This window comes from Thiomonas delicata, from assembly GCF_900088825.1.
Lineage (GTDB): Bacteria > Pseudomonadota > Gammaproteobacteria > Burkholderiales > Burkholderiaceae_C > Thiomonas_A > Thiomonas_A delicata.
In genome coordinates this window covers 1,679,173-1,701,077 of the sequence record NZ_LT592170.1, presented here as the reverse complement: position 1 = coordinate 1,701,077, position 21,905 = coordinate 1,679,173, and the positions used below count along the sequence as shown (strand labels likewise).

The window sequence follows — 21,905 nt, the reverse complement described above, 5'->3', positions numbered from 1 at the left end:
CGGCGTGTGTCAGGCGACGGGCGCCTGCAGCCGCAACCGCGCGCGCAAGCCGGCATGCGGCGCGTTGTCGAGTTCGAGCGAACCACCGTGCGCGCGTGCCAGGCGCTCGACGATGGCCAGGCCCAGGCCCGTACCGTGGGTGGCCGCCTGCGCAGCATCCAGGCGCACGAAGGGCTGGGTCAGCGTAGCCAATGCGGCGGCAGGCACACCGGGTCCGTGGTCGACGATCTCGATCGTCAACATGTCGGCCTGCCGATCGACACGCACCGCCACGGGCGCGAGGCCGTGGCGGCGGGCGTTCTCCAGCAGATTGGCCAGCATGCGGCGCAAGGCCTGCGGCCGCGCCAAGCAGATGGCAGCAGCGCCCTCCGCCAGACTGATCTGTGCGGCGCCCCCCAGCGTGTCGTGTGCCACCTCCTGCAACAGCGCTCGCACGTCGCAGTCCTGCACGGGCTCGGCGTCGTCACGCGCGAAGTCGATGAACTGTTCGATGATGCGGCTGGCGGCCTCGACGCTGCGCGTCATGCGCGCCAGCAATTCGGCGTCGGCGTGGCCATCAAGCATTTCCACCCCCAGCCACAGCTTGGTCAGCGGCGTGCGCAGGTCGTGCGAAATACCGGCCAGCATCAGTGCGCGCTCGCGGTCGCGCGCGTCCAGCCGCTCGGCCATGGTGTTGAAGCTGCGCGCCACCCGTTCGAGTTCCAGCGGCATGGATGCCCGCACTTGGGGCTGCGGCGCGCCCTCGCCCACACGCAAAGCCGCCGTTTCCAGGGCACGCAATGGCCGGATCAGCCCGGCGCGAATGAGCCACGCGCCCAGCAGCGCCAGCAGCACGCTCACCGCCAGCACGGCGAGCGCGGCATCGGTCAGTTCAAGGACGAACCCCTCGGCCGAGAACCCCACCCAGTAGTCTTGCGCCTGCACGGGAACCTTCACCCAAAGCATGCGCTCGGGCGCGCCTTGCCAGGCCAGCGCCTCGCCAGGGCCCAGGCGCGGCCGCAGCAGTTCGAAAAACCAGCGCACCAACAGTTCGGACGGCGGCGCAAGTCCGGCCGGTGGCTGCTGCATGACGCGCAGCGTGCCGCCGGATTGCTGCTGCACGGCGGCGAGAAAACGCGTGCGCTCGGCGGGCGTGCGGTCCTGCAGGGCCAAGCGCAGCGTGGTGGTCTGGGCGCTGACGTAAGGCGCGAAGCGCTCGATGCGCGGGCGTTGCACCATAGCCGCGAACAAGGCCCAGCTGGCGAATTGGGCCACGCCGAACATGCCGACGATGAGCAGCAGGTTGCGCGCGAAAAAGCTGCGCGGCCACAGGCTCATCGCCCGGCCTCTTCCGGTGCCGTGCTGGAAGACGCATCGGCGGCATCCGGCGTGAACACATAGCCCAGACCGCGCACGGTCTGGATGAATCGGGGTACTGCGGGGTCGTCCTCGATCAGGCGGCGCAAGCGCAGGATCTGCACGTCCACGCTGCGGTCCGTGGAGGCATGGTCGCGACCGTAGGCCAGTTCGATGAGACGCTCGCGCGAAAGTGGCCGACCCGGGCGTGCAGCCAGCGCCAGCAACATGGCGCATTCGCCAGAACTCAGGCGCAGGAATTCGCCATCGCGTCGCAGGCTTCGCGCCACCGGGTCGAGCGCATAGCGCCCGAAACGAATGATCCGTTCCTGCCGCGCCACCGGAAGCTGACCCTGCATCTGGTTGCGCCTGAGCATGGCGCGCAGCCGCGCCAGCAGCTCGCGCGGATTGAACGGCTTGGGCAGGTAGTCGTCGGCACCCATCTCCAGGCCGATGATGCGGTCCACCGGGTCGCCGCGCGCGGTGAGCATGAGGATGGGCAGCGTTTCACCGGCTGCGCGCAGGTCGCGGCACACCGTCAGGCCGTCGACACCGGGCAGGGTGAGGTCCAGCACCAGAAGGTCAAAGCGTTCGCGCTGCAACTGGCGCTGCATCTGCGTGGCGTCGGCCACCGCACGTACGACGAAGCCTTGATCGCCGAGGTAGCGCTGCAGCATGGCGCGCAGATCCGCCTCGTCGTCCACCAACAGCAACCGGGGCCGAGCGTCGGGCTGGGGGGTGTCCTGCGGAAGAACCTCGTGCGGCATGACGGATGGGCTGAATGTGAATGGCACCGTGGCGATGGACCTGATGGTAATGAGCGGGACCTGCCGCTCCAACCCGCCGTTTGGTTACTGGCGATGACAAAGCCGAACCCGCGTAACCCGGGTTCATGCAATGGGTCATGCGTGCAATTGCACGCTAACAGGCGCTTCCTAGGATGGCCTCAATGTTCGAGACGAGGAGGCCATGTCCCGTCTTCGCGCCACCCAACCAGGAGATCGCCATGCAACATCAGACATCACCATGCCGCGGCGGCAGCGGCCCCGGGGCCCCGTCATACTCGTCACGCCAGCGCATTGCGGCCATGCTGATCGCGCTCGGTTTGAGCGCGCTGCTCGGCGCCTACGGCGGTGGCGGTGCGGCCAAGGCGGCAACCTCGGCATCGTCGGCCAGCGCACAAGCCCAGGTGCCGTTGCGCGTGGTGGCCACACCCAACCCCAATGTGTTCCCACTCCTGCTGGCGATGGCGAACAACCCCGCGCTTCCCGTCGTCCTGCAGCCGGTGGCCGACAGCAGCGGCATCGACAGCGCGTTCGCCGCCGGCAACACCGATGCGGCGCTGGCGATGACCTACACCATGGCGAAGAAAGTCATCACCGGCAAGGTGCCGAACTTGCAATTGGTGCAGGTGAACGACTGGCGCGGCTTCTGGATGGTGGCGCCGCAAAGCGCCGGCATCACCAGCTTCGCGCAACTGGTCGGCCAGGGTGTGTTGGTGTCTGGCCCCACCTCGGGCGGCAAGGGGGGCGGACCCGACCTGATCTTCCAGGCCGCCTTGCACCGCGCGGGCCAGAGCCCTGCGGACTTCAAGATCTGTTACCTGCCGGTGATGCAGGCCGCTCCCATGATGGCGCAGCAGTTGCCGATGAACAGCAACCCGGCCTGCGACCCGAGCTTCAATATGCCGCCGACGGCGATCTCGCTGGTCGAACCTGCCGCCACCGGCCTGGTGATGCAGACCCTGATGCCGATGAGCGGCGCGGTGCCGATGACAAGGGCCATCGACATGCAAGTCCTGTTCACCGGCTACACCGCCTGGCCGAGCAGCCAGTTGCCCCACGGCGGCGTGGGCGTGCTGAGCACGGTGCTCGACGATCCCTCGCGCAGCGCTACGGCACAGGTCGTGCTACAGGCCTACCGCGCTGCCGCCGACGCGATCATGGCCGCACGCGGCGACCCGCAGGCACTGCAGCAGATTGCGCAAACCATCTCCGCCGGCATCACCACGTATTACGGCCAATATGGCCTGTCGCTCCCGGCCCCGGTGATTGCCGCGTCGCTCGCGCAGCAGGAACTGGTGTTCCGCACCGATCTGACCATGGCCGCCATCCAGCCCGATCTGAACACCTTCCTCACCGAAGTGATCGGCAGCGCGCCACCCGCCTCGTTCTACCGCAGCCTGTAAAACCGCCCAGGAGACTTTCATGCAGATCCGCAAATTTCAGCTGACCATACCCCTCGCCCTGGCCTTGCTGAGCCCAGCCGCGCAGGCCTTCGGCGAGAAGGCGATGCTCGCGCGCATGGACGCGCAGCTGAGCAGCCGCTTCCAGCAAGCCGACGTCAACCACGACGGCCTGCTCACGCGCGAGGAGGCTCAGGCCGGCATGCCGCTGGTGGCGCAGCGCTTCGACGAGATCGACACCACGCGCAAGGGCACGCTCACGCTCGTGCAGTTGCGCGCCTTCATGCAGACGGAAATGGCCCAGCGCACCCCCGCACAGGAGGCTGACCTGAAGCGGCGACCATAGCCCGGGCCAGCCGTACACTGCGGTAACAGGCCGCCAGCGCCTGTTTGCATCCGGCTTGCGCCACGGCCCCCCTCATCCAGCAGCTTGATCCATGCCCATGCCGCAGCGTTGGACCCTCACCGGCAAGATCGCCCTGTTCGCGGGGCTGTTTCTCGTGCTGTCTCTGCTGTCGGTGGGTTCGACCTTGTGGATTTCGTGGAATCTGGAAGGCGGCGCGGCCGCCGTGAACGAGGCGGGGCGCCTGCGCATGATGACCTACCGCCTCGCGCTCAGCTCCACCGCGCCGGGCCGGGCCTCCGTCGCGCAGGACGTGGCGCACATGCAGGACAGCCTCGAACTGCTGCGCACCGGCAGCCAGGCGCGGCCCTTGTTCGTGCCCTGGGACAGCACCATCCGGCAGCGTTACGCCGCGGTGCGAGCCGCGTGGAAGCAACTGGCCCCGCGTTGGCTGGACCCTGCGCTGGGTCCCCCGATCGGCCGCCCCGAACTCGACCACTTCGTCGCCCAGATCGACGCCTTGGTGACCGCCATCGAACACCGGCTGGACTTCTGGACCACGGTGCTGCACGCCTTCCAGATGGCGATGGCGGCATTGGTGGTCATCGGCGCGCTGCTCATGTTCTACGCCGGCTATCTGTTCGTGCTCGATCCGGTCGGGCGGCTCAGCCGCGGCGTGGCGGCGCTCGAGGGCGGCGACTATGCCGCCCGCGTCGACGTGGAATTCTCGGACGAGCTGGGCGATCTGGCCGCAGGCTTCAACCGCATGGCCGAGCAGTTGCAGACCGACCATGCCGAGCTGGAGAACCGGGTCAGGCAAAAGACCGCCGATCTGCAGACCGAGCAGCAACGCCTGGCCGCACTCTATGAGGTCAGCGCCCTGGTGTCGGGCGCGCAAAGCCTGGAGGAACTGTCGGGCGCCTTCACACCGGCGATCAAGCGCATCGTCGGCGCCGACGCGGTCATGCTGCGCTGGACCGACGAGGCGGCGCAGCGCTACGTGCTGCTGGCCGCCGAGGGCATGCCCCAGGCGATCACCGAAGGCGAGGGCTGCCTGCTGGCCGGCACCTGCCACTGCGGGCAGGCGCAGACCGACACCGGCCCGCAGGTGGTGCATTTCCACAAGCCCGGCGAGCGGGCACTCGGTCCCGGCATGGACGAGCCTTGCGTGGAGGCCGGTTTCGCCACTCTGGTCAGCGTGCCGGTGTCCACCCAGCATCGCTTGCTGGGCGAAATCGATCTGTTCTACCGTGCCCGGCACGACGACGATCCGGCGCAGCTCGCCCTGCTTGAAACGCTGGCCGGGCATCTGGCCGTCGCGATGGAGGGCCTGCGCAGCGCAGCGCTGGAGCGCGAGGCGGCCGTGGCGCAGGAACGCGCCTTGCTGGCACGCGAGCTGCACGACTCCATCGCCCAGGCCCTCGCCTTCATGAAAATCCAGTTGCAATTGCTGCGCTCGGCCCTGAAGTCGAACGATCCCGCCCGCGTCGAGGCCACCGTCAACGAACTCGACGCCGGCGTGCGGGAAAGCCTGGCCGACGTGCGCGAACTCCTGCTGCATTTCCGCACTCGCACCCGGGAGCAGGACTTCGAACCCGCGCTGCGCAGCACGCTGCAGAAGTTCGAACTGCAAAGCGGGGTGCAGACGCGGCTGCAGTTCAACGGCCACGGCCAGCCGCTCGACCCCGATATCCAGGTCCAGGTGCTTCATGTGCTGCAGGAATCGCTGTCGAACGTGCGCAAGCATGCGCGCGCCGGCCTGGTGACGCTCGACGTCAGCAGCCTGCCGAGCTGGCGCTTCGAGATCCGCGACGACGGCCTCGGCTTCGACGTCCGACAACGTGCCGCCGACGCCCTGGCCCATGTCGGCCTGCAAATCATGCGCGAACGCGCCGCCAACATCGGAGCCAGCCTGTCCATCGAGTCGACCCCCGGCCAAGGCACACGCGTCGTGCTGGAATTGCCGCAACCCGCCCCCTTGTCCGCAACGCAGCGCCCGGGGCGCGACGCGGACGCCGAGTCCGCCCATGCCGCCTGAGATCCGCATCCTTCTGGTCGACGACCACACGCTGTTCCGGCGCGGGCTGGTCGCGCTGCTGGGCGAAGATCCGAGCCTGGCCGTGGTCGGCGAAGCGGCCGATGCCGGGGAGGCCTTGCGCCTGGCGGCGCAGGTCCGGCCCGACATCGTGCTGCTCGACAACCATCTTCCCGGGGTGAGGGGAGTCGATGCGGTGCCAGGCCTGCGTCAGGCCGCGCCTGCGGCAAAGGTCCTGATGCTCACGGTCAGCGAAGACGCCGCCGATCTCGGCGCGGCGCTACGCGCCGGGGCCTGCGGCTACCTGCTCAAGACCTGCGAGGCCGGCGAACTCATCGGCGCGGTGCACCGCGCGCAGCGCGGCGAGGTCGTGATCGGCGCGGAAATGGCGCCCAAGCTGGCGCAAGCCTTCACCGCCGGGGAACCGGCCCCGCCGGCCGGCGCGCGGCAGTACGCAAGCCCGCTGAGCCCGCGCGAACGGCAAATCGCCGCCGCCATCGCACGGGGCGCGAGCAACAAGCAGATCGCACGCGAGCTCGACATCGCCGAAACCACGGTCAAGGTGCATGTGCAGAGCGTCCTGCGCAAGCTCGACCTGAGTTCGCGGGTGCAAATCGCCGTCTACGCCAGCGAGCACGGCCTGGCGGATTGAGCCGGACTAAGGCCTGTTCACGCGGGCGGCATCGACGCCTTGCGCCGCCGCAGCCCTTGAACGGTCGGGACCGGACGTAGTTCGTTCGAACGAGGACGCGCGCGCATCCTCGTTCTTCTGCCGCCCGCGGTCACTCCATCGACGAATGTCCGCCCGAGCCCCCACGGCCTAGATTGACTCCAGGCAAAGCCAAGGAGTCTGTCATGCGTCCGAATTTGCAGCACAACCGCCAGGCCTGGTCGGTGCTGATCGTCAGCACCTGGGCCTTCACGGTGTGTTTCATGGTGTGGATGATGTTTGCCGTCATCGGCATCCCGATCAAGAAAACCCTCGGCCTCAACGCCACCGAATTCGGCCTGCTCACCGCCATGCCGGTGCTCAGCGGCTCGCTGGTGCGCGTGCCGCTGGGCATCTGGACCGACCGCTACGGCGGGCGCATCGTGTTCGCCCTGATCATGGCGGCGACCGTGATCCCGATCTGGATGCTGGCCTATGCCACGCAGTACTGGCAGTACCTGACCATCGGCCTGTTCATCGGCCTGGCCGGCGGCTCGTTCTCGGTCGGCACGCCCTATGTCGCGCGCTGGTTCCCCAAGGAACGCCAGGGGCTGGCGATGGGCATTTTCGGCGCTGGCAACTCGGGCGCGGCGGTCAACAAGTTCGTCGCCCCGGCTTTGGTCGTGGGCTTCGGCTGGACCATGGTGCCGCACGTGTATGCCGCCGTCATGCTGGGCACGGTCATTCTGTTCTGGGTGTTCAGCCGCCACGACGCGAGCCATGTGGTGCAAGGCCAGACCCGTTTCATGGACCAGTTGCGCGCCCTGCGCGACCCCGGGGTTCTGAAGTACAGCCAGTACTACAGCATCGTGTTCGGCGGCTATGTCGCGTTGTCGCTGTGGATGGTGCAGTACTACGTGGGCGAGTACAAGCTCAGCCTGCCCGTGGCGGCCCTGCTGGCCGCTGCGTTCTCGCTGCCCGGCGGGGTGCTGCGCGCGGTAGGCGGATGGCTGTCGGACAAATACGGCGCGCATAGCGTGACCTGGTGGGTGCTGTGGGTGAGTTGGGTGGCGCTGTTCGTGCTGTCGTATCCGCAAACCGAGTTCACGGTGCTGACCACCAGCGGCCCCTCCACCTTCCACCTCGGCCTCAACGTCTATACCTTCACCGCGCTGATGTTCATCCTCGGCATCGCCTTCGCCTTCGGCAAGGCCAGCGTGTTCAAGTACATCGCCGACGACTACCCGGCCAATATCGGCACGGTCTCGGGCATCGTCGGTCTGGCCGGCGGCATGGGCGGGTTTCTGCTGCCCATCCTGTTCGGCGCGCTGCTCGACCTCACCGGCATCCGCTCCTCGGCCTTCATGCTGATGTACGGCGTGGTGTCGGTGTCGCTGGCGTGGATGTTCTTCACCGAGGTCCGCCGGACCGACGTTTTCAAACCCCCCGCGTCGCACGACGACGCCCGTGCATCGGGAGGCGGGCTCGCGCTAGCCCAACCTGCCCATGCCGCCCGCGACTAAATCAACAGGAGAATCATCATGTCCAGTCATGTGATCCAGCATTGGAACCCCGAAGACGCCGCGTTCTGGCAGCGCCAGGGCCACGGCATCGCCAACCGCAATCTGTGGATTTCCATCCCGGCCCTCACCCTGGCCTTCGCGGTCTGGATGGTGTGGTCGGTGGTGGTGGTCAAGCTGCCGCAGGTGGGATTCAGGTTCACCACCAACCAGCTGTTCTGGCTCGCCGCGCTGCCGGGGCTGTTCGGCGCCACGCTGCGGATCTTCTACTCGTTCATGGTGCCGATTTTCGGCGGCCGGCGCTGGACCGCGATCTCCACCGCGTCCTTACTTCTGCCGGCCATGGGCATCTACTACGCGGTGCAAAACCCCAACACGCCCTACGAGATCTTCGTCATCCTGGCCCTGCTCAGCGGCTTCGGCGGCGGCAATTTCGCCTCGTCGATGGCGAACATCAACTTCTTCTTCCCCAAGGCGCAAAAAGGCCTGGCGCTGGGGCTGAACGCCGGTCTGGGGAATCTGGGGGTGTCCATCGTGCAGTTCATCGTGCCGCTGGTGATCACCGCCGGGGTTTACGGCGTTCTGGGCGGCGGGCCGCAGACCGCGGTGGTCGGCGGCAAGACCACCCAGCTCTGGCTGCAAAACGCCGGGCTGGTCTGGGTGCCGTTCATCGTCGCCGCGACGCTGGCCGCCTGGTTCGGCATGAACGACCTGGCCGATGCCAAGGCCTCGTTCGCCGACCAGGCCGTGATCTTCAGGCGCAAGCACACGTGGATCATGAGCTTTCTCTACACCGGGACCTTCGGCTCCTTCATCGGCTATTCGGCGGGCTTTCCGCTGTTGATCAAGTCGCAATTCCCCGGCATCAACGCCCTCGACTACGCCTGGCTCGGCCCCCTCGTCGGCGCGCTGGTGCGGCCCGTGGGCGGCTGGCTGGCCGACAAGCTGGGCGGCGCGCGCGTGACGTTCTGGAACTTCATCGTGATGGCCCTGGGCGTGTTCGCCGTGCTGAGCTTCCTGCCCCATGCCGGGCAGGGCGGCAGCTTCAGCGGCTTTCTCGCCGCGTTCATGCTGCTGTTCGCCACCACCGGGATCGGCAACGGCTCCACCTTCCGCATGATCCCGGTCATCTTCCTCACCGACCGCAAGCGTGCCACCGCCGGCCAGGCGGCCACAGCGCAGGAACAGGCGGTGAAGGATGCGAACAAGGAGGCCGCGGCGGTCATCGGTTTCAGCTCGGCGGTGGCGGCCTACGGCGCCTTCTTCGTCCCCAAGAGCTACGGTACGTCCATTGCCCTGACCGGCGGGCCGCAGCCGGCGCTGTATGGGTTCATCGTCTTCTATGTGCTGTGCGTGGTGGCGACGTGGTGGTACTACAGTCGCAAAAATGCGCCAACGCCCTGCTGATGCCCCGCTTCAGCGACAGCCGGACGCTGGTGCGCAGGATCATCGCTCCCATTGGCCTTCCAGGAGAATCGCCATGTCCGCCGTGACGGAACCCACGCCGCCCGCTCCAACGCCACCGGGGGCTCCGGCCTATGCCGAACTGGCCGCGACCATCATTCAGACGCGACAGCAGTTCGGACCCAAGCGCCTGCACGAACCGGGGCCCAGCGACGCGCAGATCCAGGCGTTTTTCCTGGCGGCGGCAGCCGCGCCCGATCACGGCCAGATCCTGCCCTGGCGCTTTGTCGTCGTTCCCGGCGACCGGCGCGACGCCCTGGGCGAGGTGTTCGCGGCGGCCTTGCGCGAACGCGATCCGAACGCCGACGACCATGCGCTGGCCGAGGCTCGCGACAAGGCGCATCGGGGGCCATTCCTGGCACTGGCCATCGTCCGCGAGCATGCCGACGGCCACCCGGAAATCCCCGCCCAGGAACGCCTGGTCTCGCTGGGCTGCGCCATCCAGAACATCCTGCTGATCGCGCACGCCAACGGCTTCGGCGCCGGCCTCGTCAGCGGCCAGGCCCTCAACACCGACGGCATGCGCCGGCTGTTCGGGCTACGGGACGGGGAACGCGCGGTCTGCTTTCTGGCCATCGGCACCGTGCAACACCGCAAGCCGATACGCCCGCGCCCCCGGCCGGAGGAATTCGTCTCCCGGCTCTGAACGCCCGACGTCTCCCTCCTCTCCTTCCTTGATTGACCCAGGCTTGGCCTGCGACCCACGGGCGTGGCGCGATTCCCGGTCGCGGTGTTGGAATGTCGTGAAGTTAGAACCGGAATTGGATCTCATCGCTCAGCGAGGCATCAAGATTCATCGGCTAAGCGGCATCCTCGCGTCCCTGGTTAAAGACCGCTCTGTCATTGGTAGCGCAAGCGGCGCTGACATCGTTGACCTCATTCACATGAGTTCACATTCCCAGGGAAGGGTCTGATGCCCAAGCCATCATTCCACCGAATCTGCGCGAAAAGTCGCGCAGGCCGGTGAATTCAGACGCACGGTCCAAGTCCAACACTGCAGACGGCAACAAGTCGATCCCGGCCATCATGGCCGCAGAACGGCAACCCGGCGGCACGCCAGCACCGGGAGCAAAACGGACCGGGCCGCCATGACACGCAGCCCAGTCCGGATCGCCTTTTTTTGATGCGCCAGTCCGCACCCATGGCCCGCAGACCGTGGCCGCGGACTGGTGGAATCAGCCGCGGTTGCCGTCGCGGCGTGGCGCGCTGGAACTGCCGCGGCGGCCGGAGTCGGTACGCGCCGGGGCCGGGCGGCCGCCGTCGCGACGTCCGCTGCCGTGGGCATGGCCGCTGGCGTCGCTGCGACCGTGGCCATGGCCGGCGTTGCCGCGGGCCGGGCCTTCGCCGCGGCGTTGGCCACCGCCACCGGCGGGTTTGCCGCCGCCGATCGTGGTGCGGCCGACGCGGATGGGCTGGGCACGCTCCTTGGGATCGGGTTCGAACCCGGCGATGAGTTTGCGGTCGATGGGCTTGCCGATGAGGGTCTCGATATCGCGCAGGAAACGCAACTCGTCCACGCACACCAGCGAGATGGCCTGGCCTTCGGCGCCGGCACGGCCGGTGCGGCCGATGCGGTGCACGTAGTCCTCGGGCACGTTGGGCAGTTCGTAGTTCACCACCATGGGCAGCTGGTCGATGTCGATGCCGCGCGCGGCAATGTCGGTGGCCACCAGCACCTGCAGCTTGCCGCTCTTGAACGAGGCCAGCGCGCGGGTGCGCGCCCCCTGGCTCTTGTTGCCGTGAATGGCATCGGCGCCGATGCCGTCGGTGTTGAGCTGCTCGGCCAGGCGGTTGGCGCCGTGCTTGGTGCGCATGAACACCAGCACCTGGTACCAGTTGCTTTCGCGGATGAGGTGGGAGAGCAGCTCGCGCTTGCGCTCGCGGCCCACCGGGTGCACCGTTTGCTGCACGGTGGTGGCGGTGGCGTTGCGGCGCGCCACCTCGATCACGGCCGGCTTGTTCAGCAGGCCGTTGGCCAGGGTCTTGATCTCGTCGGAGAAGGTGGCCGAGAACAGCAGGTTCTGGCGCTGCTTGGGCAGCAGGGCGAGCACGCGCTTGATGTCGTGGATGAAGCCCATGTCGAGCATGCGGTCGGCCTCATCCAACACCAGGGTGTTGATGCCGGAGAGGTTGAGCGTGCGCTGGCCGTGGTGGTCGAGCATGCGGCCCGGGGTGGCGACGACGATGTCGACGCCGCGCTTGAGCGCGTCGATCTGCGGCTGCATGCCCACGCCGCCGTACATGACCATGCTGCGCAGCTTGAGGTTCTTGCCGTAGTCGCGCACGCTCTCGGCCACTTGCGCGGCGAGTTCACGCGTGGGCACCAGCACCAGCACGCGGGGGATGACGCGGCCTTGCGCATCGCGCGCCTGTTCGCTCTGGCTCAGTCGGTGCAGGATGGGCAGGGTGAAAGCCGCGGTCTTGCCGGTGCCGGTCTGCGCTGCCGCCAGCAGATCGCCACCTTGCAGCACGGCGGGAATGGCCTGGGCCTGGATGGGGGTGGGCGTGGTGTAGCCCTGCTCGCGCACGGCAAGCAGAATGGGCTCAGCGAGCCCGAGTTGATCAAAATGCATGTGGAGATGGCCGCGAGTCTGCGGCATTGGCTCTGCGGCCGTCGCATGGCGCGACGCCAGTCCGCAACAGAAAAGGCGGCCGGAGGCTCCGGCCATGATGTCAGATAGACCGCCGCCCGATGACTGGACTTTCGGGCAGCAGCGCGCATCCTAGCAGTGAATGCCGTTTTGCGCTCATGGGGAGGGCATCCCCGCGCCGTGCGCGCCCCTGCCGCGCGGGGTTTCGCCCATCTGCGGACGGCCGGGCGATGGGCTCATGCCGCGCCAATGGCCGCGTGCATGGCCCGGCCGGCGCGGCGCCGCCAGGCCTTCTCGACCTCCACGGCGGCGAACACCAGCAACGCGCAGCCCAGGCAGGCCGCGAGTTCGCCGGGCGCGAGCGGCAAGGTATGGAACACCGGCTGCAGCAGCGGCAGGTAGACGACGCCCAGCTGCAGCGCCAAGGTCAGCGACACGGCGCCGAGCAGGGGCAGGTTGCTGCGCAGGCCGAGGGTGAACAGGGATTCGCGCTCGGACCGGATGGCCATCACATGCGCCATCTGCGCGAGCGTGAGCACGGTGAACACCATGGTCTGGCCGTGCGGGTTGCCGACCGCGGCAGCCCAGGCCTGCACGCCCAGGCACAGCCCGCCGATCAGCAGCCCCACCCACAGCGCGTGCTGCCACAGGCCATGCGCGAACACGCTCTCGCCGGGCGGCCGGGGCGGACGCTGCATCACGCCGCGCTCGGCGGGTTCGGTGGCCAGCGCCAGGCCCGGCAGGCCGTCGATGACCATGTTGAACCACAAGATGTGAATCGGCAGCAGCGGGATCGGCAGCCCCACGAACGGCGCCAGAAATAGGATCAGCACGGCTCCGGCGTTGCCGCTCATGTTGAAGCGAACGAACTTGCGGATGTTGTCGAAAATGCGCCGGCCTTCGCGCACCGCGGCGACGATGGTGGCGAAGTTGTCGTCCAGCAGCACCAGGCTGGCGGCCTCGCGCGCCACGTCGGTGCCGCCCGCGCCCATGGCCACGCCGATATCGGCGGCGCGCAGCGCGGGGGCGTCGTTCACCCCGTCGCCGGTCATGGCGACGAATTCGCCGTTGGCCTGCAGCGCGGCCACGATGCGGATCTTTTGCGCCGGATCCATGCGCGCATAGACCCGCACATGCGCCACCGCGTCGCGCAGCGCGGCCGCGTCCATCGCCGCGAGTTCGGCGCCGCCCAGGGCCTTGGCCCCCTCGGCGGCGATGCCGAGTTCACGCGCAATGGCCAGTGCCGTGGCGGGGTGGTCGCCGGTGATCATCACCGGGATGATCCCTGCGGCCAGGCATTCGGCCACGGCCTGCTTGGCCTCGGGGCGCGGCGGGTCGAGCAGGCCGACGAGGCCCAGCAAGGTCATGTCGCGCTCGACCGCGTCGGCCTCGGCCCGCGGCTGCTCATGCCAGTCGCGCTGCGCCACCGCCAGCACCCGCATGCCTTGCGCGGCCAGGCTCCGGGCGAAGTCCAGCGCCTCGTGCACGTGCAACGGCTCGGCGCCGCGGCGGGTGAGGACGTGCGTGCAGCGCGGAAGCACGCTTTCCGGCGCGCCCTTGGTCATGGCGATCCATGGCGGCGCGTTCGCGCCGTCGTCGGCCGCGGCGTGCCACGTGGTCATGCGCTTGCGCTCGGCATCGAAGGGAATTTCTCCCGCCCTCGGCTGCCGCGCGCGCAACGCGACCACGTCGATCCCTTCCGCCCCGGCCTGCTCCACCAGGGCGGTTTCGGTCGGGTCGCCGCGCCAGGCTGCCGCGGCGGTGTCCGGCACGGCGTCGTTGCACAGCGCGGCGGCCCGCCACAGCTGCTGCGCCGGCAGGTCGCCCCAGGTTCGCCATGCCTTCACCCGCATGCGGTTGAGGGTCAGCGTGCCGGTCTTGTCGGAGCAGATGACGGTGACCGACCCCAGCGTTTCCACCGCCGGCAGCCGCCGCACCAGGGCGTGCACCCGCACCATGGCGCGCGCGCCCAGCGCCAGCAGCACGGTCACCACCGCCGGCAGGGCCTCGGGAATCGCGGCCACCGCGAGGCTGACGGCCGTCAGCGCCATCAGCAGCCAGGGTTCGCCGCGCAACACGCCGACGGCGAAGATCAGCGCGCAGATCGCCAGCACCACCAACGACAGGCGCTTGCCGAACGCGGCCAGCCGCAGCTGCAGCGGCGTGCTGCGCGGACCGGCCGCCCGCACCAGTGCGGCGATCTGGCCGAGCTGCGTCGTCGCCCCGGTGGCGATGACGATGCCGGTGGCGCGGCCGTGGGTCACCAGCGTGCCCTTGAACGCCATATTGGCCTGATCGCCGAGCGGCAGGGCGTGCGGCGGCAGCGGCGCGGCGTGCTTCTGCGCCGAGACCGACTCGCCGGTCAGGGCAGATTCGTCCACCCGCAGCTGCGCCACGTGGTGCAACCGCAGATCGGCTGGAATCATGTCGCCGGCCTCGAGCAGCACCACGTCGCCGAGCACCAGCTGCGACGTTTCGACCACCGCCATACGCCCATCGCGCAGCACCCTGGCGCGGGGCGCGGCAAGCTGGCGCAAGGCCTGCATCGCGCGATCGGCGCGCCATTCCTGCACGATGGCGATGACGGCATTGAGCAGCACGATCACGGCGATGGCCACCGTGTCCGCGATGTCGCCGATGAAGCCCGACAGCACGGCGGCGGCCAGCAGCACCATGATCATGAAATCGCGGAACGGGTCGAGCACACGCTGCAGCCAGCTGCGCGGCGTCGTCTCGGGCAGGCGGTTCGGGCCGTGGCGCAGCAGGCGCGCATCGATCTCGTCGGCGGCCAGGCCCACGTCGGGCTGCACGCGCAGATGCCGCGCCACATCGCCGGCGCTCAGCGCATGCGGTTCCTGCGGCAGACCGCTCTCATTCGCCATGGATGAAGTCGGCATAGGCATTGGAGGATGGCAACCCAGTGCATCGCCCGCGTGACCGGGTCGGGATGGGGCGCATAAGCCCGATACTATGGCCCTTCGCCGCGTCGGCGGCCTTGTCCGCATGAGCCGACGCGCCCGGATCACACAGGGAAACGACCATGGCAGAAGACCTCCACGTCCTGTTCGGCGCCGGCCAGGTGGGGACCCTCCTGGCGCAACAACTCGTGCGCGAAGGCAAACGGGTGCGCGTGGCCAAGCGCGCGCCCAAGGACATGGCGCCGGGTATCGAGGCCGTGGCCGGGGACGCGCTCGACCCCGCCTTCTGCCTGCGCGCCGCCGAGGGCGCGCGCACGCTCTATCACTGCATGAACCCGCCTTACGACACGGCGGTGTGGGCCGCGACGCTGCCGCGCCTGATGGACAACCTGATCGCCGCCGCGGCGCGGATAAAAGCGCGCCTGGTGGTGCTGGACAACGTCTATATGCTGGGCCGGCCGAATGGGCGCGCGCTGAACGAGGACTCGCCCGTGCAACCCTGCAGCCGCAAGGGCGAGATTCGCGCCCGCGTGGCCGAAACCCTGTTCGCCGCGCACCAGCGGGGCGATGTGCTGGCGACGAGCGGACGCGCCTCGGATTTCTACGGCCCTGGGGCGGTCGCCAGCTTCATGGGCGACTGGTACTGGCCCGCCGCGCTGGCGGGCAAGCCGGTGCGCCTGCCCATTGACCCGGACGCGGTGCACACCTACCACTACACCCCGGACGTGGCCGCCGGGCTCGCGGCCCTGGGCTGCGCCGACGACGACGCCTACGGCCGCCCCTGGATGCTGCCCTGCGAACCCGCGCCGACGCTGCGCGCGCTGACGCAGCGCTGCTCCCAGCAACTGGGGCGCGACATCCGGCTCGCCCCATTGCCCATCTGGATGCTCAAGACCGCCGGCGTGTTCATGCCCTTGATGCGGGAACTCATCGAGATGCGCTACCAGTGGGATGCGCCTTTCGTCGTCGACGACAGCCGCTTCCGCGCCCGCTTCGGCCTGCAGCCGACGCCAGCCGAGCCGGCCGCCGCGGCCACCGTCGCCTGGGCGCGGCGGCACTACGCTGCGGGGGCGTGAACCCCGTCGAGTCCACAACAGGCGCCCGACATGCAAGCACATCCATCCATGCCGAATTCACCACGCCTTCCCCTCGCCCTCGGCGGCCTCGTGCTGGTCGCGCTCGTCGCTTCCGGCGTCGCGCCGCACGACCGCGCCACCTGGCTGCTCGAAGTGGCGCCGGTGCTCATCGCCCTGCCCGTCATGGCCGCCACCTGGCGCCGCTTCCCGCTCACGCCGCTGCTGTACGTGCTCGTCGCCCTGCACGCGCTGGTGCTCATCCTCGGCGGCACCTACACCTACGCGCGGGTCCCGCTGGGCTTCTGGCTGCAGGATTTGCTGCACCTCGGGCGCAATCCCTACGACAAGATCGGCCACTTCATGCAGGGCCTGGTGCCGGCGCTGGTAGCGCGCGAGATCCTGCTGCGTGGCGGCTATGTGGCGAGGGCGCACGCCCGCATGGCGGGTTTTCTCGGCGTCTGCGTCGCGATGGCGGTGAGCGCTTTCTACGAACTCGTCGAGTGGTGGGTGGCGCTGGCGCTGGGCATGGGCGCGCAGGACTTTCTCGGCACCCAGGGCGACCCCTGGGACACCCAATCCGACATGTTCTTCGCCCTCATCGGCGCCACCGTGGCCATGCTGGCGTTCGCCCGCTGGCAGGACCGCCAGATCCGCGCCCTGGAACATGCCGGATAACGGCGCACCACCCGCACGGCAAAACGCTTTTATGCTGTGCGACTTTCCCCGGAACACATCGCCATCATGTCCGTCTACACCACCCTGCAGGAACTCGGCATCACGCTGCCGCAAGTCGCTGCGCCCGCCGCCGCCTATCTGCCCTTCGTCCAGACCGGCAACCTGGTTTTCCTCTCCGGCCACATCAGCAAGAAGGACGGCGCGGTCTGGGCCGGCCAGCTCGGGCGCGAGCTGACCACCGCGCAAGGCCAGGAGGCCGCCCGCCTGGTCGCCATCGACCTACTGGGCACGCTGCACGCCGCCACCGGCAACCTCGACCGCATCCGCCGCGTGGTCAAGCTCATGGGGCTGGTGAACTCGCTGCCCACCTTCACCGAGCAGCACCTGGTGATCAACGGCGCCTCCGAGCTGTTCGGCAAGGTGTTCGGCGCCAAGGGCCAGCACGCCCGCAGCGCCTTCGGCGTGGCGCAGATTCCGCTGGGCGCGGCGGTGGAAATCGAGCTCATCGTCGAACTCGAATAGGCGCCGACGCCCCCGCGCCGGCAACCGGCTTGATCGCCGGCCGTCAGACGGCGCGCAAGCCCGTGGGCTTGAAGCTCGGCGCGCCCAGGTCCTTGCCCCTGCGCGCGCGCTTGCCGGCATAGGCCTGCAGCGCACGGTGCTCGAAAACCATGGTCTTGGCCGCGCCGCCGCGTCCGGTTCCGGTCAGTTCCAAGGCGGCCTTCGGCATCAGCGCCTGCACCGCACGCACGCTTTCCTTCGCATCGAGCGCCATGAGCATGACGCCGCGCCCGCCGCGCGGCAGTTCGCGCAGCTCGTCGGTGCCGAACACCAGCAGACGCCCGCTGCTGCCGAGCACGGCGATGCGGTCGGCCATCGGCGTCGCGCCGCCTTCCGCCGCCACGCCACGCAGGGCTTGCGGCGCCAGCAGGGTTTCGCCGGGCTCCAGCGCGACGAAAGTCTTGCCCCCCTTCTGCCGGCTGCCCAGGCTCTCGGCCGGGGCGATGAAACCATAGCCGCCCGACGACGCCAGCAGCAGCGGCGTGTCGGCCGGCCCGGCCCAGTAATGGGCGGGCAGCGTGCCCGAGGTCAGTTCGATGAAACTCGTCACCGGCTGGCCGTCGCCGCGGCCGCCCGGCAGGCCGGCGATGGGAATGCTGTAGGCGCGCCCGTCGCTGCCCAGCACCCACAACATGCCCGTGCTGCGGCACTCGAAAGTAGCGTAGAGCGCGTCGCCGGGCTTGAAGCTCAGGTTGGTGGCGGCCAGACCGTGGCCCTTCTGCGTGCGCAGCCAGCCCTTTTGCGAGACGATGACCGTCACCGGCTCGTCGGGCACGCGCACCTCCAGGGTGGCGCGGCTTTCGGCCTGGATGAGCGTGCGGCGGTCGTCGCCGAACTGCTTGGCGTCCTGCTCGATCTCCTTGATCACCCGGCGCGTGAGCGCCTTGTCGTCGCCGAGCAGGGTCTGCAGTTCCTTCTGCTCCGTGGTGAGCTTGTCGATCTCCTGTTCGATCTTGATCGCCTCCAGGCGCGCGAGCTGGCGCAGGCGGATTTCCAGAATGTCCTCGGCCTGGCGGTCGCTGAGCGCGAAGTGCTCGATCAGCGCCGGCTTGGGTTCGTCGCTTTCGCGGATGATGCGGATGACCTCGTCGATGTTGAGCAGCACGATGCGCCGCCCCTCGAGAATGTGCAGGCGCTCCTGCACCTGCTGCAGGCGGTGCGCGCTTCTGCGCCGTACCGTGGCCTGGCGGAACGCGGTCCATTCGCGCAGGATGTCCAGCAGCGGCTTCTGGCGCGGCTTGCCGTCGGCGCCGACCACCACCAGGTTGAGCGGCACGCTCTGCTCCAGGCTGGTGGTGGACAGCAGCACCGACACCATCTCCTCCACCGGCACGCGCGAACTCTTGGGCTCGAGCACCAGGCGCACCGCGGCGTCGCGCCCGGACTCGTCGCGCACGCCGTCGAGCACCGCGAGCACGGTCTGCTTGAGTTGCTGCTGCTCGGCGCTGACGGCCTTCTTGCCGGCCTTGGGCTTGGGGTCGGTGAGCTCCTCGATCTCCTGCAGCACGCGCTGGGTCGAGGTCCCCGGCGGCAGTTCGGTGACCACCAGCTGCCACTGGCCGCGCGCCAGTTCCTCCACGCTCCAGCGCGCGCGCACCTTGAGGCTGCCGCGCCCGCTGGCGTAGGCCTCGCGGATGTCGGCCGCGCTGCTGATGAGCTGGCCGGCGGTGGCGAAGTCCGGGCCCGGCATGAGGTCGAGAATCTCGTCCAGCGCGATGCCCGGCTTGCGCAGCACGGCCACGCAGGCCGCCGCCACCTCGCGCAGGTTGTGCGCCGGAATCTCGGTGGCCAGGCCGACGGCGATGCCGCTGGCGCCGTTGAGCAGCACGAAGGGCAGGCGCGCTGGCAGCAGGCGCGGCTCGATGGTGGAGCCGTCGTAGTTGGGCACGAAGTCCACCGTGCCCATGTCCACCTCGTCCAGCAGCAGCCGGGCGATGGGCGTCAGGCGCGCCTCGGTGTAGCGCATGGCCGCGGCGCCGTCGCCGTCGCGCGAGCCGAAATTGCCCTGGCCGTCGATCAGCGGGTAGCGCTGCGCGAAGTCCTGCGCCAGGCGCACGAGGGCGTCGTAGGCGGCCTGGTCGCTGTGCGGGTGGTACTTGCCCAGCACGTCGCCGACCACACGCGCGGACTTCACCGGCTTGGCCCCGGCCGCGAGATTCATGCGGTCCATGGCGTACAGCAGGCGGCGCTGCACCGGCTTGAGGCCGTCGCACACGTCCGGCAGGGCGCGCCCCTTGACCACCGAAATGGCGTAGTCGAGATAGGCCTGGCGCGCGTAATCGGCCAGCGCCAGGCTGTCGTCGTCGGCCGCGTTCGCAGGCGGGGGCGGCGCGTCGGGTCGGGTGGTGAACAAATCAGGCGTGGGATCGTTGGGGCCGGGTGTGTGCGTGGTCATGGATGCGGTGCGGAAACGGTGTCAGGCATGTCGAGCGTGGCGGTGAGGTGGGCGACGCGGCGTGGACGATCAAACGTCCACCTCCACGCGGTCGCCGTAGGCTTCCATCAGGTCGCGCCGGGCCTGCGCCTCGCCCTTGCCCATGAGATGGGTGAAGAGTTCGGTCGTGACGGCTTCGCTGACCTGGCCCAATTGCACCGGCAGCAGGCGCCGGGTGTCGGGGTTGAGGGTGGTCTCCCACAGTTGCTCGGCGCTCATCTCGCCCAGGCCCTTGAAGCGCGACACGCTCCAGGCGCCCTCCTTCACGCCGTCCTTGCGCAGGCGGTCGAGGATGGCCTGCAGCTCGCCTTCGTCGAGCGCGTATAGCTTGGCCGCCGGTTTCTTGCCGCGCGCTGGGGCGTCGACGCGAAACAGCGGCGGACGCGCCACGTACACATGGCCGCGCTCGACGAGCTGCGGGAAATGGCGGAAGAACAAGGTCAGCAGCAGCACCTGGATGTGCGAACCGTCCACGTCGGCATCGCTGAGGATGCAGATCTTGCCGTAGCGCAGCGCGGCGAAGTCCAGGGTGTCGCCGCGGCTGTGCGGGTCCAGGCCGACGGCCACGGCGATGTCGTGGATCTCCTGGTTGGCGAACAGCCGGTCACGCTCGACCTCCCAGGCGTTGAGCACCTTGCCGCGCAAGGGCAGCACGGCCTGGAATTCCTTGTCGCGCCCCATCTTGGCCGAACCGCCGGCGGAATCGCCCTCGACCAGGAACAGCTCGTTGCGCGCGGTGTCGCGGCTTTCGCAATCGGTCAGCTTGCCGGGGAGCACCGCCATGCCCGAGCCCTTGCGCTTTTCCACCTTCTGCGCCGCGCGCTGGCGGCTTTGCGCCTGCGCGATGACCAGCTCGGCAAGCTGCTTGCCCTGCTCGACATGCTGGTTCATCCACAGCTCCAGCGCCGGGCGCACGAAGCCGGACACCAGGCGCACCGCGTCGCGGCTGTTGAGCCGCTCCTTCATCTGCCCCTGGAACTGCGGGTCGAGCACCTTGGCCGAAAGCACGAAGGACGCGCGCGCGAACACGTCCTCCGGCAGCAGCTTCACGCCCTTGGGCAGCAGGCCGTGCAGTTCGATGAAGCTCTTCACCGCCTGGAACAGGCCGTCGCGCAGGCCCGCCTCATGCGTGCCGCCCGCGGGGGTGGGAATGAGGTTGACGTAGGACTCGCGCAGCACGCTGCCTTCGCTGCTGAACGCCACGCACCAGCTCGCGCCCTCGCCCACGGCAAAGCCCTCGGACTGGCCGTTGGCCTGCCCCTCGCCCTCGAAGGTGAACAGCACTGGCGCCTCGCCCAGCACCTCATTCAGGTAGCCGCGCAGGCCATGGTCGTAGCGCCAGGTGCGCGTCTCGCCGCTCTTCTCCACCAGCAGACTCACCTCCAGTCCCGGCAGCAGCACGGCCTTGCTGCGCAGCAGATGCAGCAGTTCGGCTTGCGGCAGTTGCACGGTGTCGAAGTACTTGGCGTCGGGCCACACCCGCACCCGGGTTCCGCATTTCCAGTCGCTGCGCGTCAACGGTCGCGTCACCAGCGCCTGCACCGGGGCGCCTCCCTGGAACACGAGGGCCGCGGCCTGGCCTTCACGGTGCACCTCGACCTCCAGGCGCGAGGCCAGCGCATTGGTCACGCTCACGCCCACGCCATGCAACCCTCCCGAGAACCGGTAGGCCGCGCCGGCATCGAGCTTGTCGAACTTGCCGCCGGCGTGCAGCCGTGTGAACACCAGTTCGACCACCGGCACGCCCTCCTCGGGATGCAGGCCGATCGGGATGCCGCGGCCATCGTCCTGCACGCTCAAGCTGCCGTCGGCATGCAGGGTCACCGCGATGCGGCGCGCGTGTCCTGCCAGGGCCTCGTCGGCGCTGTTGTCGATGACCTCCTGCATGATGTGCAGCGGACTGGAGGTCGACGTGTACATGCCCGGGCGCTGCTGCACGGGCTCCAGTCCCTTGAGCACGCGGATGGACGATTCGCTGTAGGCCGTCGTGGTTCGGGTTGCCATGGATGTATTGTGGATAAATGGGCAGAATTGTGGACAAGCTGAAGACCGCGATGGCCGAACGTCGGCCGAAAAACTTATCCCCACCGAATGGGGATAGAGTCCCTGCCGCAGGCCC

The 21,905-nt window shown here is 68.9% G+C and carries 16 protein-coding genes; 10 read left to right on the top strand and 6 right to left on the bottom strand.

Annotation, left to right across the window (positions count from 1 at the left end):
- Nucleotides 1–9: 9 nt before the first annotated feature.
- Together THIARS_RS08090 and THIARS_RS08085 are read right to left on the bottom strand one after the other, a co-directional pair.
- A complete protein-coding gene (locus THIARS_RS08090; protein ID WP_094160162.1) occupies nt 10–1,317 on the bottom strand; it encodes an ATP-binding protein in 1,308 nt (435 codons plus the stop codon).
- Nucleotides 1,314–2,102, bottom strand: a complete 789-nt coding sequence (locus THIARS_RS08085; RefSeq protein WP_094160704.1) for a response regulator — start codon at nt 2,100–2,102, stop codon at nt 1,314–1,316. The genes THIARS_RS08090 and THIARS_RS08085 overlap by 4 nt, the downstream gene beginning before the upstream one ends.
- Before the next feature lie 239 nt (nt 2,103–2,341).
- Here THIARS_RS08085 and THIARS_RS08080 point away from each other — a divergent pair, with 239 nt between their 5' ends.
- The 7 genes from THIARS_RS08080 to THIARS_RS08050 all read left to right on the top strand — a co-directional run bounded on the left by THIARS_RS08080 (nt 2,342) and on the right by THIARS_RS08050 (nt 10,177).
- A complete protein-coding gene (locus THIARS_RS08080) occupies nt 2,342–3,523 on the top strand; it encodes a substrate-binding domain-containing protein (RefSeq protein WP_141202361.1) in 1,182 nt (393 codons plus the stop codon).
- Between the two features lie 19 nt (nt 3,524–3,542).
- Nucleotides 3,543–3,866 carry an EF-hand domain-containing protein gene (locus THIARS_RS08075; protein ID WP_094160160.1) on the top strand — a complete coding sequence of 108 codons (324 nt, stop codon included), beginning with the start codon at nt 3,543–3,545 and terminating at the stop codon, nt 3,864–3,866.
- A 91-nt stretch (nt 3,867–3,957) separates the two neighbouring features.
- On the top strand, nt 3,958–5,901 hold the full coding sequence (locus THIARS_RS08070) for a type IV pili methyl-accepting chemotaxis transducer N-terminal domain-containing protein (RefSeq protein WP_245845655.1): 1,944 nt from the start codon (nt 3,958–3,960) through the stop codon (nt 5,899–5,901).
- Nucleotides 5,891–6,550 (top strand): response regulator, encoded by a 660-nt coding sequence (locus tag THIARS_RS08065; RefSeq protein WP_094160159.1) that lies wholly within the window; start codon nt 5,891–5,893, stop codon nt 6,548–6,550. Before THIARS_RS08070 ends, THIARS_RS08065 begins: the two co-directional genes overlap by 11 nt.
- 203 nt (nt 6,551–6,753) lie before the next feature.
- Nucleotides 6,754–8,070, top strand: coding sequence for an MFS transporter (locus THIARS_RS18790; RefSeq protein ID WP_094160158.1), 1,317 nt, complete (start codon nt 6,754–6,756; stop codon nt 8,068–8,070).
- Between the two features lie 18 nt (nt 8,071–8,088).
- Nucleotides 8,089–9,474: a NarK family nitrate/nitrite MFS transporter gene (locus tag THIARS_RS18785; RefSeq protein WP_094160157.1), complete on the top strand. Its 1,386-nt coding sequence runs from the start codon at nt 8,089–8,091 to the stop codon at nt 9,472–9,474.
- 73 nt (nt 9,475–9,547) lie between these two features.
- Nucleotides 9,548–10,177 carry a nitroreductase family protein gene (locus tag THIARS_RS08050; RefSeq protein ID WP_094160156.1) on the top strand — a complete coding sequence of 210 codons (630 nt, stop codon included), beginning with the start codon at nt 9,548–9,550 and terminating at the stop codon, nt 10,175–10,177.
- A gap of 529 nt (nt 10,178–10,706) precedes the next feature.
- Here the strand turns inward: THIARS_RS08050 and THIARS_RS08045 are convergent.
- On the bottom strand, nt 10,707–12,104 hold the full coding sequence (locus THIARS_RS08045; protein ID WP_094160155.1) for a DEAD/DEAH box helicase: 1,398 nt from the start codon (nt 12,102–12,104) through the stop codon (nt 10,707–10,709).
- Between the two features lie 254 nt (nt 12,105–12,358).
- Nucleotides 12,359–15,004 carry a cation-translocating P-type ATPase gene (locus THIARS_RS08040; protein ID WP_186436597.1) on the bottom strand — a complete coding sequence of 882 codons (2,646 nt, stop codon included), beginning with the start codon at nt 15,002–15,004 and terminating at the stop codon, nt 12,359–12,361.
- A gap of 158 nt (nt 15,005–15,162) precedes the next feature.
- On the opposite strand from THIARS_RS08040, the gene THIARS_RS08035 reads away from it, so the two are divergent.
- The 3 genes from THIARS_RS08035 (at nt 15,163) to THIARS_RS08025 (ending at nt 17,313) form a co-directional block, all read left to right on the top strand.
- Nucleotides 15,163–16,116, top strand: a complete 954-nt coding sequence (locus tag THIARS_RS08035; RefSeq protein WP_094160153.1) for an NAD-dependent epimerase/dehydratase family protein — start codon at nt 15,163–15,165, stop codon at nt 16,114–16,116.
- A gap of 48 nt (nt 16,117–16,164) precedes the next feature.
- The gene (locus THIARS_RS08030; protein WP_094160152.1) at nt 16,165–16,791 is read left to right on the top strand and encodes a DUF2238 domain-containing protein; all 627 of its coding nucleotides are present in this window, start codon (nt 16,165–16,167) and stop codon (nt 16,789–16,791) included.
- A gap of 66 nt (nt 16,792–16,857) precedes the next feature.
- The gene (locus THIARS_RS08025; RefSeq protein WP_094160151.1) at nt 16,858–17,313 is read left to right on the top strand and encodes a RidA family protein; all 456 of its coding nucleotides are present in this window, start codon (nt 16,858–16,860) and stop codon (nt 17,311–17,313) included.
- Between the two features lie 43 nt (nt 17,314–17,356).
- Here the strand turns inward: THIARS_RS08025 and parC are convergent, their stop codons facing one another.
- Both parC and THIARS_RS08015 read right to left on the bottom strand, forming a co-directional pair.
- A complete protein-coding gene (gene parC, locus THIARS_RS08020; protein WP_094160150.1) occupies nt 17,357–19,747 on the bottom strand; it encodes a DNA topoisomerase IV subunit A in 2,391 nt (796 codons plus the stop codon).
- 69 nt (nt 19,748–19,816) lie between these two features.
- Nucleotides 19,817–21,790, bottom strand: coding sequence for a DNA topoisomerase IV subunit B (locus THIARS_RS08015; protein ID WP_094160149.1), 1,974 nt, complete (start codon nt 21,788–21,790; stop codon nt 19,817–19,819).
- Nucleotides 21,791–21,905 lie beyond the last annotated feature (115 nt).

Bases quoted from the DNA above. Each gene is read 5' to 3' on its own strand.
- THIARS_RS18785 (WP_094160157.1), top strand. From the start codon at position 8,089: ATGTCCAGTCATGTGATCCAGCATTGGAACCCCGAAGACGCCGCGTTC.
- THIARS_RS18790 (WP_094160158.1), top strand. From the start codon at position 6,754: ATGCGTCCGAATTTGCAGCACAACCGCCAGGCCTGGTCGGTGCTGATC.
- THIARS_RS08070 (WP_245845655.1), top strand. From the start codon at position 3,958: ATGCCCATGCCGCAGCGTTGGACCCTCACCGGCAAGATCGCCCTGTTC.
- THIARS_RS08075 (WP_094160160.1), top strand. From the start codon at position 3,543: ATGCAGATCCGCAAATTTCAGCTGACCATACCCCTCGCCCTGGCCTTG.
- THIARS_RS08065 (WP_094160159.1), top strand. From the start codon at position 5,891: ATGCCGCCTGAGATCCGCATCCTTCTGGTCGACGACCACACGCTGTTC.
- THIARS_RS08090 (WP_094160162.1), bottom strand. From the start codon at position 1,317: ATGAGCCTGTGGCCGCGCAGCTTTTTCGCGCGCAACCTGCTGCTCATC.
- THIARS_RS08050 (WP_094160156.1), top strand. From the start codon at position 9,548: ATGTCCGCCGTGACGGAACCCACGCCGCCCGCTCCAACGCCACCGGGG.
- parC (WP_094160150.1), bottom strand. From the start codon at position 19,747: ATGACCACGCACACACCCGGCCCCAACGATCCCACGCCTGATTTGTTC.
- THIARS_RS08025 (WP_094160151.1), top strand. From the start codon at position 16,858: ATGTCCGTCTACACCACCCTGCAGGAACTCGGCATCACGCTGCCGCAA.
- THIARS_RS08045 (WP_094160155.1), bottom strand. From the start codon at position 12,104: ATGCATTTTGATCAACTCGGGCTCGCTGAGCCCATTCTGCTTGCCGTG.
- THIARS_RS08085 (WP_094160704.1), bottom strand. From the start codon at position 2,102: ATGCCGCACGAGGTTCTTCCGCAGGACACCCCCCAGCCCGACGCTCGG.
- THIARS_RS08030 (WP_094160152.1), top strand. From the start codon at position 16,165: ATGCCGAATTCACCACGCCTTCCCCTCGCCCTCGGCGGCCTCGTGCTG.
- THIARS_RS08080 (WP_141202361.1), top strand. From the start codon at position 2,342: ATGCAACATCAGACATCACCATGCCGCGGCGGCAGCGGCCCCGGGGCC.
- THIARS_RS08040 (WP_186436597.1), bottom strand. From the start codon at position 15,004: ATGGCGAATGAGAGCGGTCTGCCGCAGGAACCGCATGCGCTGAGCGCC.
- THIARS_RS08015 (WP_094160149.1), bottom strand. From the start codon at position 21,790: ATGGCAACCCGAACCACGACGGCCTACAGCGAATCGTCCATCCGCGTG.
- THIARS_RS08035 (WP_094160153.1), top strand. From the start codon at position 15,163: ATGGCAGAAGACCTCCACGTCCTGTTCGGCGCCGGCCAGGTGGGGACC.